7 protein-coding genes are annotated in these 5,854 nt (G+C 66.9%); 3 read left to right on the top strand and 4 right to left on the bottom strand.

What is annotated here, in order from left to right:
- From QZV72_RS11765 to QZV72_RS11755, 3 genes are all read right to left on the bottom strand, one after another.
- The coding region (locus tag QZV72_RS11765) for an ABC transporter permease (protein ID WP_297008701.1) at window positions 1-484 on the bottom strand (484 nt) is incomplete at its 3' end.
- Window positions 481-1,152, bottom strand: a complete 672-nt coding sequence (locus QZV72_RS11760; RefSeq protein WP_297008700.1) for an ATP-binding cassette domain-containing protein — start codon at window positions 1,150-1,152, stop codon at window positions 481-483. The genes QZV72_RS11765 and QZV72_RS11760, both read right to left, overlap by 4 nt.
- Window positions 1,149-1,973, bottom strand: coding sequence for a MurR/RpiR family transcriptional regulator (locus tag QZV72_RS11755; protein ID WP_297008699.1), 825 nt, complete (start codon window positions 1,971-1,973; stop codon window positions 1,149-1,151). Before QZV72_RS11755 ends, QZV72_RS11760 begins: the two co-directional genes overlap by 4 nt.
- 468 nt (window positions 1,974-2,441) lie before the next feature.
- On the opposite strand from QZV72_RS11755, the gene QZV72_RS11750 reads away from it, so the two are divergent.
- The 3 genes from QZV72_RS11750 (at window position 2,442) to QZV72_RS11740 (ending at window position 5,632) form a co-directional block, all read left to right on the top strand.
- Complete coding sequence (locus tag QZV72_RS11750; RefSeq protein WP_297008696.1) at window positions 2,442-3,470, top strand: siderophore ABC transporter substrate-binding protein; 1,029 nt, start codon at window positions 2,442-2,444, stop codon at window positions 3,468-3,470.
- 127 nt (window positions 3,471-3,597) lie between these two features.
- Entirely contained in the window at window positions 3,598-4,596 is a 999-nt protein-coding gene (locus tag QZV72_RS11745) for an ABC transporter permease (protein WP_297008694.1), read from the top strand.
- Window positions 4,586-5,632, top strand: coding sequence for an iron chelate uptake ABC transporter family permease subunit (locus tag QZV72_RS11740; protein ID WP_297008691.1), 1,047 nt, complete (start codon window positions 4,586-4,588; stop codon window positions 5,630-5,632). Before QZV72_RS11745 ends, QZV72_RS11740 begins: the two co-directional genes overlap by 11 nt.
- Here the strand turns inward: QZV72_RS11740 and QZV72_RS14930 are convergent.
- Window positions 5,521-5,854: ATP-binding cassette domain-containing protein (locus tag QZV72_RS14930; RefSeq protein ID WP_367119104.1), on the bottom strand; the 334-nt coding region annotated here is incomplete at its 5' end. The genes QZV72_RS11740 and QZV72_RS14930 overlap by 112 nt on opposite strands.

Raw genomic sequence — 5,854 nt, 5'->3', positions numbered from 1 at the left:
CGGCCTCGACCTCGGCGCGCTGGTCGGTGGCGAACTCCGCCACCCGGGTCGCGGCAACCACCCCGACCTTCATCGAGTTGCCGATGACCATGCCCGCCACCGGCACCAGCGCCCGGTTGGACATCTCGAAGATCCCGAAGCCGAAGAGGATCGCCAACGAGGACGCCGCCACGGTCGCGTACGCCACCACCGACACCCACAGCAGCCCCGGCACCTGCGGCGCCCGGCGCTTGACGGTGAAGGACGCGAAGCCCACGATCCCGACGACCCACGCCCACGACCACCAGATCGGGGTGCCCGGGTCGACGACGAGCACCAGGGCGAAACCCACGATGCCCATCTGCACCAGGGAGCGCGCCACCGCCCACACGATCGGCCGGTTGAGTTTCAGGTGGAATCCACTGGTCACCGCCATGGCGATGGCGATGAACACCAGGGAGACGAGCAGCCCGACCCAGCCGACCGTTCCTCCGTCGCCGGTCATGCGGCCACCTCCCCCGCCACGATGCGGATCTCCCGGTCGGCGATGCGCCGGACCTGGGCGGTGTCGTGGGAGACCCACAGCACCGACAGCCCCCGTCCTGCGGCCGGGTCAGCCAAGGTGACGGCGAGCCGTTCCAGGACGCGCGTGGCGTCCTCGTCGAGGGCGGAGGTGACCTCGTCGGCGAGCAGCACCTCCGGCCCGGTCGCCAGCGCGCGGGCCAGGCACAGTCGCTGCGCCTCACCGCCGGAAAAGGTGTCCGCTTCCCGCCGCAGGTAGTCGGCGGACAGCCCGACCTCGTCGAGCAGCGACGACGCGGCGGCCTCCCCCAGGTCTGGGTCGGCGGCGTGGAGGTTGTCCAACCCGGTGCCGGGGAAGACGGTGGGCCGCTGGAAGACCATGGCGACGCGACGGCGCACCGTCAGCGGGTCCAGTTCGGTCAGTGGCGTCCCCGCCAGGATGACGCGCCCGGAGGTGGGCGTCTCCAGCAGGTTGCAGCAGCGTAGCAGGGTCGACTTCCCGGAGCCGGACGGGCCGGTGATCGCGGTGATCCCGTCAGCGGGGATGTCGGCGGTGACGTGGTCGAGGATGCACCGACCGTCGACCTCGAGGGTGACGTCGTCGAAGCGGAACAGCGGCTGCCGGGACTGTTGTTGCCGGGGGTCACTCATGCCAGCTCCTCCCGCAGTTCATCGAGGAGGACGCCGTACGCTGCGCTGCGCTCCACGGCCGCCGCCGCCACGGCGAGGGCCAGGGACTCCAGCACGATGACCGTGGGGGCGTAACCGGGGCTGGACCCCGGGTCGCCGCGCCCGACCCCCAACGGCACCGCACACCGCGGGTCCACCGTGTGGACGCCTTCACTGAGCTGCACCAACGGAACTCCGAGGGCCTCCGCCCGGTCATAGAGCACGCTGACCTCCGGGGTAGCGGCGTCATAGGACATCACCACCACGGCGTCGCCTTCGGCGAGGACGGCGAGGTCGTCGGCGAAGTCGCGGCCGGTCGCTCCGAGCGCCAGGGAGGGGACACCGGACCGGCGGAAACGGTGGACCGCGTAGTCGGCGATGGATCTGGCCGGACCGAAACCGATGACGACGGTCCTCGTGGCCGGAACGAGGACGTCGACCGCAGCGGCGAGGGCTGCGTCCCCGATCCGGTCCTGCAGGTCCGTCAGCGCGGCGACTGTGCCGGCGAGATGCCGGGCGACCTCACTCTCCGGCTCGTAGGCCAGAGCGTGGATGGAGGATTCCGCCCGGCCCGCGCGGGACAGTTCGGCGGCGAGGCTCTCGCGGAGGTCGTCGAGACCGTCGAAGCCGAGCTTGCGGACGGTACGCACGACGGTGGCGTCACTCGTCGCCGCTGCCTCAGCGAGTTTGAGGGCGGAGAGGTGTCCGACGCTGTGCGGGTTGTCCGCCATGAATTCGGCGACGCGGACCTCGGCGGGGGTGAGTTCGCCGAGGTGGGCGGCGATGTGGTCGACAAGCTTCACGTCGTGGATGCTACATGAGCTCCAACTGCGCGTCGTACTCACTACAGGCACGCCTTCGTGCCCCCACCCGTGCCGTACAGCCGGTCCAACGGGACGCGCCGGTAGCGTCATCGCCCACCCGCCGAGTCAGTCCGCAACCGTCCCCGAGCTGAGGGAGTGCCCCGCCCCGTGAACAACGGTCACGGGAACCGTCCGGGACTGCATGTTGTGGCTGTAGTAGTGACATGTAACAGCACTACACACTCTGTTGCCCACCCCCGAAACCACCCCCGCAGTCCCGCCACCGCATCGTCACACGGTCAGAATCCCACACCCCGTGCGAACAGTACCGACGGACCACTCCAGACACACCGCACAGAAGTGAACCACAGGTATGTTTAGGCTGAGCTTGGCATGGTGAGGGCACCGTTCGCTAAGGTGCTGAAAGAGATTTCCGAACCTGACGTTCCGAGAGGACTTCCCGTACACATGCGCACCCTGTTCCGCGGCCGCCGACTCGCCCCCGTCGCACTCGCCGCCACCGCCCTGCTCACCGCCGGCTCTCTCGTGGCCTGCTCCGACGACTCCGACGACAGCAGCTCGAACGACGGCACCAGGACCGTGACCGACGCCCGCGGCGAGGTCGAGATCCCCGCCGACCCGCAGCGCGTCGCCGCCTTCGACAACCGCATCTTCCAGGTCCTCGAAGACTGGGACATTGACCTGGTCTCGGCCCCGGTCACCCTGATCCCGGACTCCATCACCAAGTACCACGAGGACAAGGACATCCACGACACCGGTTCGCACCGCGAGCCGAACCTCGAGGAGCTCGTCGCCGCCGGTCCTGACCTCATCATCACCGGCTACCGTTACGCGAGCCAGTACGATGAGATGAAGAAGCTGCTCCCGGACACCCCGATCCTGGACCTCAGCTTCGACAAGGACTTCGACAACACCGACAAGGACGCCCCGAAGACGCAGGGCACCGAAGAGACCCTCAAGGACATCACCACCCTCATCGGTGAGGTGTTCGACAAACAGGACGAGGCCAAGGACATCGAGGCCGCGTTCGACGAGGCCAAGAAGCGCGGTTCCGAAGCCTACGACAAGGACCAGAAGGTCATGGGCCTCGTCACCTCCGGTGGCGACATCAACTACGCCGCCCCGTCCACCGGCCGTTCCGTCGGCCCGATCTTCGACATGCTGGGCCTGACCCCCTCCTACGAGCACGACGGTTCCTCCAACCACCAGGGTGACGACATCTCCGTCGAGGCCATCGCCGATTCCAGGCCGGACTGGATCATCGTCCTGGACCGTGACGCCGCCGTCGCCTCCGACGAGCCCGGCTTCCGGTCCGCCAACGAGCTCATCACGAAGTCCGAGGCCCTGAAGAATGTCCCTGCCGTGCAGGAAGACCACATCATCTACCTGCCCAACGACTTCTACACCACCGAGGACATCGAGTCCTACACCGAGGTCCTCAACCAGATCGCCGACGCTTTCGAGGAAGCCAGGTAGCACCTACGGCAGGCGGTGGACACCCGGTGCCCCACCGACCCCGCCCCTCGACATCCGCCCGGCCCGCTGACAGACATCCCGTCTCTCACGCGGACCGGGCTTCGGCACGATCACAGACAGGACCGTCATGACCGTCGCAACCCCGGCACCGCCGGAGGAGGCGCCACCGCGCAGAGTGTGGCGCACCACCTGGCCGATGCTCCTCGGCATCGTGTTCACCGTCGCCCTCATCACCGCCTCACTGTTCACCGGGGTCTACGACATCACCGGTGGAGAGGACGGCTGGGACATGTTCTTCATCACCCGCGTCCCCCGGACCATGGCCCTGGCCATGGCCGGTGCCGCGATGGCCATGTGCGGTCTGGTGATGCAGCTTCTCACCCAGAACAAGTTCATCGAGCCGACAACCACCGGCACCACCGAATGGGCCGGACTCGGGCTCATCGCGACGATGGTCCTGTTCCCCGGGTCCTCCCTGACCACGCGGATGATCGGCGCGATCCTCTTCGCCTTCGTCGGCACAGGTGTCTTCTTTCTCTTTCTGCGCCAGGTGCGGCTGAAGTCCTCCCTCATCGTGCCGATCGTAGGCATGATGCTCGGCGCGGTCGTCGGTTCGGTCTCCACCTTCGTCGCCCTGAAGACCGACATGCTCCAGCAGCTGAGCATCTGGTTCACCGGCTCGTTCACCGGCATCGTCCGGGGCCGCTACGAACTGCTCTACATCGTGCTCATAGTCCTGGTGCTCATCTTCATCATCGCCGACCGTTTCACCGTCGCCGGCCTCGGCAAGGACATCGCCACCAACGTCGGACTGAACTACGGCCGCGTTCAGCTCCTCGGTATCGGCATGGTGGCCGTGGTCACCGGTATCGTCACCGTCGTCGTCGGCAGCCTGCCCTTCCTCGGCCTCATCGTGCCGAACATCATCTCGATGTTCCGGGGTGACAACCTGCGCTCCAACCTGCCGTGGGTCGTCATGCTCGGCATGTGGATCCTCATCGGCGCGGACATCTTCGCCCGCACCGTCATCGCGCCCTTCGAGGTCCCCGTCTCGTTGATCCTCGGTGTCCTCGGGGCGTTCGTCTTCGTGTTCCTGCTCGTGAGAGGACGCCGTCATGCCGGCTGACGCCACCACCGCACCCGTACCCCGGACCACCACCGCCCGGCACGCCGGCCCGTTCACCCGGCGCGGGCAGCGCACGAGGTACATCGTCCTCGTCGCCGTCCTCGTCACACTCGCACTGGTCTTCAGCATCCTGCACATGACCTACAACAACCCCGTCCCCTTCGGGGAGGCCGGGTTCTGGCGGATCGTGAACCGACGGCGGGACGCCCTCATCGCCATCGGTCTGGTCGCCCTGTGCCAGGCTTTCGCCACCGTCTCCTTCCACACCGCGACGAACAACCGGATCATCACCCCGTCGATCATGGGCTTCGAGTCCATCTACGTCGCGGTGCAGACCTCGGTGATCTTCTTCTTCGGTTCCGTGGGGCTGGCGACGTTCGACGGCACCCCGGCGTTCCTCCTGCAGTCCGGGCTGATGGTGCTCTTCGCCGTCGCGCTGTTCGGCTGGCTGCTCTCCGGCAGGTTCGGCAACATCCAGGTCATGCTGCTCGTCGGCATAGTCCTCGGTGGTGGTCTGAGGTCACTGTCGACGTTCATGCAGCGGCTGCTGGACCCCAACGAGTTCGACATCCTCACCGCCCGCACCTTCGGCAACATCGGCAACGCGGACACGGACAACTTCGGCATCGTGATCCCCGTCGTCCTCGTCGTCTGTGTTCTGCTGTACCTGCGGTCCCGACGGATGAACGTCATCGCCCTGGGGAGTGACACCGCCAACAATCTCGGTGTGAACCACCGTCGTGAACTGATGATCCTGCTGCTGCTCATCTCCGTGCTCATGGCGATGACCACCTCCCTGGTCGGCCCCATGACCTTCCTCGGGTTCCTCGTCGCCACGATCGCCTACCAGCTCACGGACACCTACGACCACCGACTGATCCTCCCGGTCGCCGCCCTCATCGGATACGTGTTCCTCACCGGGTCCTACTTCATCATGCGGAACTTCTTTGACGCCGAAGGCGCCGTGACGATCATCATCGAGCTCATCGGCGGATCCGTGTTCCTCCTGTTCATCCTGCGGAAAGGCCGCCTGTGATCTCCCTCGACAACGTCTCCCGTTCCTACAGTGACGAGGTCACCATCGGCCCCGTCACCCTGGACATTCCCGCCGGCGGGCGCACCGCCCTCGTCGAGGTCGAGCAGCCGCCCGATCATCGTCAGCAGCGTCGACTTGCCGGCGCCGTTGGGCCCGACGAGCGCGGTGACGCCACCGGCGGGGATCTCGAGGTCGACGGGGCCGATCGTCACCTCGCTGCCG

It is taken from the genome of uncultured Corynebacterium sp. (assembly GCF_902782855.1).
Lineage (GTDB): Bacteria > Actinomycetota > Actinomycetes > Mycobacteriales > Mycobacteriaceae > Corynebacterium.
The sequence above is the reverse complement of the archived record's forward strand: the minus strand, read 5'-3'. Positions and strand labels throughout refer to the sequence as shown.

Coding starts and splice junctions, on each gene's coding strand:
- QZV72_RS11760 (WP_297008700.1), bottom strand. CDS start 1,152: ATGAGTGACCCCCGGCAACAACAGTCCCGGCAGCCGCTGTTCCGCTTC.
- QZV72_RS11750 (WP_297008696.1), top strand. CDS start 2,442: ATGCGCACCCTGTTCCGCGGCCGCCGACTCGCCCCCGTCGCACTCGCC.
- QZV72_RS11745 (WP_297008694.1), top strand. CDS start 3,598: ATGACCGTCGCAACCCCGGCACCGCCGGAGGAGGCGCCACCGCGCAGA.
- QZV72_RS11740 (WP_297008691.1), top strand. CDS start 4,586: ATGCCGGCTGACGCCACCACCGCACCCGTACCCCGGACCACCACCGCC.